Annotated in this window: 5 protein-coding genes; 4 read left to right on the top strand and 1 reads right to left on the bottom strand. The window is 74.0% G+C overall.

The annotated features are described in order from the left end of the window. From D7W79_RS40315 to orn, 4 genes are all read left to right on the top strand, one after another. Positions 1–645, top strand: a 645-nt coding sequence (locus tag D7W79_RS40315) for a phosphoribosyltransferase (protein ID WP_338078857.1), incomplete at its 5' end; no start/stop codon positions are given. A 59-nt stretch (positions 646–704) separates the two neighbouring features. After that, complete coding sequence (locus D7W79_RS40310; RefSeq protein WP_120530512.1) at positions 705–1160, top strand: archease; 456 nt, start codon at positions 705–707, stop codon at positions 1158–1160. Further along, positions 1161–2363: a bifunctional alpha/beta hydrolase/OsmC family protein gene (locus D7W79_RS40305; protein ID WP_120530511.1), complete on the top strand. Its 1203-nt coding sequence runs from the start codon at positions 1161–1163 to the stop codon at positions 2361–2363. It begins immediately after the preceding gene. 64 nt (positions 2364–2427) lie between these two features. Further along, complete coding sequence (gene orn / locus D7W79_RS40300) at positions 2428–2979, top strand: oligoribonuclease (protein ID WP_120530510.1); 552 nt, start codon at positions 2428–2430, stop codon at positions 2977–2979. Between the two features lie 12 nt (positions 2980–2991). Here orn and D7W79_RS40295 read toward each other — a convergent pair whose 3' ends face one another. Next, on the bottom strand, positions 2992–3360 hold the full coding sequence (locus D7W79_RS40295) for a response regulator (RefSeq protein ID WP_120530509.1): 369 nt from the start codon (positions 3358–3360) through the stop codon (positions 2992–2994). Positions 3361–3442: the final 82 nt, after the last annotated feature.

Genomic DNA, 3442 nt, shown 5'->3' with positions numbered 1-3442 from the left:
GGGGTGCTGACGCCCTACCGCTCCGGGGACGTGTGCGTGCTGGGGCTGACGCGCGGGGGGCTGCGCGTGGCGTACGAGGTGGCCCGGGCGCTGGAGAAGCCCCTGGACCTGTGGGTCGCGCGCCGGCTGCACGTGCGGGGAAGCCGCCTCACGCTGGGCGCGGTGACGGAAGGGGGCGGGCTGTACCTGGACCCCCAGGCCGCGCGCCAGGCGAAGCTGCCCGGGGAGACGCTCCAGCGCCTGGTGCACGACGAGGTGGACGACGTGGAGCGGCAGGCCCGGCAGCTGCGGGGCGGCCTCACGCCGAAGGTCCGCGGGTGCACGGTGCTGCTGGTGGATGACGGGATGGTGACGGGCGCCACCGTGGCCGCGGCGCTCCTGGGGCTGAAGCAGCAGGGCGTGCGCCAGAGCGTCGTGGCGGTGGGCGTGGCGACGCCGCGCGCGTTGGAGCTCGTCCGGGGCCGCGCGGACGCGGTGCACGCGCTGACGCTGGACCCCGCGCTGCGCGAGGTCTCCGAGGCCTACGACACCTTCCCCGCGCTCAACCAGGACGAGCTGCGGCGCTGGCTCACGCGCGCCCGGGAGGCCGGCCCCGCGCGGACCGGGAGCGCGGCGCCGGACGTGGCGGGCGGGTGGTGGTTCTGACGGGCCGCTCGCGAGGCCCGGGAGTGGAAGCAGGAACGACGAGGACACGAGGAGGACGTATGGACGTCGAAACCGTGCATGCGGAAGACCGCAGGCCCCGGACACACTGGGAGCACTTCACGCACGACGAGCTGCTCGGGGTGCGAGGCGTGGGCCGCTCCATGGAGCAGGCCTTCGAGATGGCGGCGCTGGGGCTCTGCGCGCTGGTGACGGACCCCCGGAGCGTGGAGGCGCACGAGGAGCTGGAGGTGGCCGTCCAGTCGGTGGACCACGACCAGCTGCTCGCGGACTGGCTGCGGGCGGTGGTGGGCGCGATGGCCGGACGGCGCCTGCGCTTCCAGTGCTTCGCGGTGCGCCTGGACGGGCTGAACCTCTTCGGCCACGGCTTCGGCGAGCGCGCGGGGCAGGCCCGGCACGGCACCCACGTGGCGGTGACCGGCGCGTCGCTCACCGAGGTCTCCGTGCGCCAGGGCCCCGAGGGCGTGTGGACCGCCGAGGCGCTGGTGGACTTCTAGATGCCGGTGCAGGAGGTCCACTTCCCCGGGGGCGCGGGACGGCTGGAGTCGCCCCCCGGCGCGCCCGCGGCCAGCGCGGTGCTGGTGTCGTGCTTCGCGTGCCTGGGCCACTCGCCCGGGCCGGAGGCGCTGGCGCGCGCGCTGGTGTCGCGGGGCTTCGCCGTGCTGCGGCTGGACTTCACGGAGGTGCCCCCGGGCACCCCGGCGGCCGAGCACCCGGACACGCTCCCCAGCGTGGACACGGTGGTGGCCGCGTCGGCGTGGCTCTCCGCGCGCGCGCCCGTGCCCCGGCTGCTCGTGGGGCACAGCCTGGGCGGCACGGCGGTGGCGGCGGCGCTGCCCCGGCTGCCGGACGTGGCGGCCGTCGCGCTGGTGAACGCCCCCGCGGGCGCGAAGGACGTGCTCGCGCTCCTGTCCCCCCGGGAGCGCGAGGCCGGGGAGGGCGCGCTGCACCTGAAGCCCGGCCGGCTGAAGCTCAAGCGCGACTTCCTCGCCGCCATCGACGATGGCGCGGTGTCCAGGGCGCTGGGCGCGTTCCCGGGCGCGCTGCTGGTGATGCACGCGCCGGAGGACCGCTTCGTGGGGTTGGACAACGCGCGCCGGCTGGTGGCGTGCGCGCGGCGGCCCGCGAGCCTCGTGGTGCTGGAGGGGGCGGACCACTTCCTCGGCCGCCCCGCGGACGCGGCCTTCGCGGCGGACATGCTGGGCCCGTGGGCCGTGCGGCACATCGCCCCCTTGCGCGAGCGCGCGGCGCCCCTGCCGGAAGGGCAGGTGGAGGTGCGCGAGGCGTCCGAGGGCGGCCTGGCCCAGGACGTCCGCGTGGGGCCGCACTGGCTGCGCGCGGACGAACCGCTGGCGCTGGGCGGACAGGACTCCGGGCCCACGCCGTATGGCCTGCTGGCGGCGGCGCTGGGCGCGTGCACGTCCATGACGGTGCGCATGTACGCGGACCGTCAGGGCTGGCCCCTCACGCGGGTGCGGGTGCGCCTGTCGCACGACAAGGTGCACGCGAAGGACGGCGCGGAGTGCGAGTCGCGGGTGGGGCGCGTGGACCGGCTGGAGCGGCTCGTCCGGCTGGAGGGGCCCCTGACGGAGGAGCAGCGCGCGACGCTGATGCGCATCGCGGACCTGTGCCCGGTGCACCGCACGCTCGAATCCAAGGTGGACGTGCGGACGCGGCGGGACGATTCGTCCACGGAGTGAGTGCGCGAGGGCCTCGGGCTGCTATAGGGACGTCTCTTCCCTTCTCGACCAGGACCCTTCGGACATGGCTTCCCGTGACACCCGCCTCGTATGGCTCGACCTGGAGATGACAGGTCTGGATCCGAACACCTGCGGCATCATCGAGGTGGGCATCATCGTCACCGGCCCGGACCTGCGGCCCCTGGGGGAGTTCGAGCGCGTCATCTGGCAGCCGGAGGAGATGCTCCAGCGCATGGAGCCCGTCGTGCGGGAGATGCACACGAAGAACGGCCTCTTGGACAAGGTGCGCGCGTCGAACACGTCCCTGCGCGTGGCGGAGCGCGAGGTGACGTCCTTCATCGCGGAGTTCTGCGACCTGGGCGAGGGCATCCTCGCGGGCAACTCCATCCACACGGACCGGCGCTTCCTCATCGACCACATGCCCATGGTGGACCGCTACCTGCACTACCGCATGGTGGATGTGACGAGCCTCAAGGTGCTGGTGCGCGCGTGGTACCCGGCGCTGGTGGAGCCGCGCAAGCCGGCCAGCGGGCACACCGCACTCGCGGACCTGCGCTCCAGCATCAGCGAGCTGCAGTACTACCGGGACATCCTCTTCCGCGCGACGCCGGGCTGAAGGCAGCGCGCGTCAGGCGCGGGGGCCTTCCGCGGGCAGCTGCTTCGCGATGGTGCCCAGCAGGTCGTCCAGCTCGAAGGGCTTGGCCAGGAAGTGTGAGCTGGCGCGGCGCTCCTCGTCCGTGAGGCGGCCCGCGCTCATCACCACCACGGGCAGGTCCTGCAGGTCCGGATGGGCGCGGATGCGGCGCAGCAGCTCTCCGCCGTCCATCACCGGCATCATCAGGTCCAGCAGCACCAGGTCCGGCTTGGAGGCCAGAAGCCGCTGGAGGCCCTCGTCGCCGTTGTAGGCGGTGACGATGTCGTAGCCCTCCAGGGACAGGATGTCCTCGAGCGCCTCCACGATGGCGAGCTCGTCGTCGACGATGAGCAACCGCTTCATGCGAGGACTCCCTCCACCGTCCACACAGGGTCCGGCGCCCCTGCCGGCCTGGAGGCCAGGAGCAGGTGGGACGGGATGCGGG

Source organism: Corallococcus exercitus, from assembly GCF_003611585.1.
Classification (GTDB): Bacteria; Myxococcota; Myxococcia; order Myxococcales; family Myxococcaceae; genus Corallococcus; species Corallococcus exercitus.
This window is presented reverse-complemented; position numbering and strand designations above follow the sequence as displayed.